This window comes from Psychromonas aquatilis (genome assembly GCF_038155185.1).
Taxonomy (GTDB): Bacteria; Pseudomonadota; Gammaproteobacteria; order Enterobacterales; family Psychromonadaceae; genus Psychromonas; species Psychromonas aquatilis.
Map to the genome: position 1 here is coordinate 1 of NZ_JBAKAZ010000266.1, position 231 is coordinate 231.

General features: G+C 38.5%; 1 protein-coding gene. It reads left to right on the forward strand.

Features of this window, described 5'->3' with window-relative positions; all coding sequences use genetic code 11:
* On the forward strand, window positions 1–212 hold a 212-nt coding region (locus tag V6256_RS15520), incomplete at its 5' end, for an EF-hand domain-containing protein (protein WP_481133292.1).
* Window positions 213–231 lie beyond the last annotated feature (19 nt).

The window sequence follows — 231 nt, forward strand, 5'->3', positions numbered from 1 at the left end:
TTGATACCGATGGTAATGGTTCACTTTCTCGAGATGAATTAAAAGCTGCGGGTGATAAACACCGTGGTAAGGGTCACAATAAACCTGACTTTACTAAAATCGATGCCGACAGTGAAGGTGTGATCAGTAAAGATGAAGCAAAAGGCCGTTTATTAAAAGCTTTAGATAAAATTGATACCGATGGTAATGTTTCACTTTCACATGATGAATAAAAAGCAGCGGGTGATACAC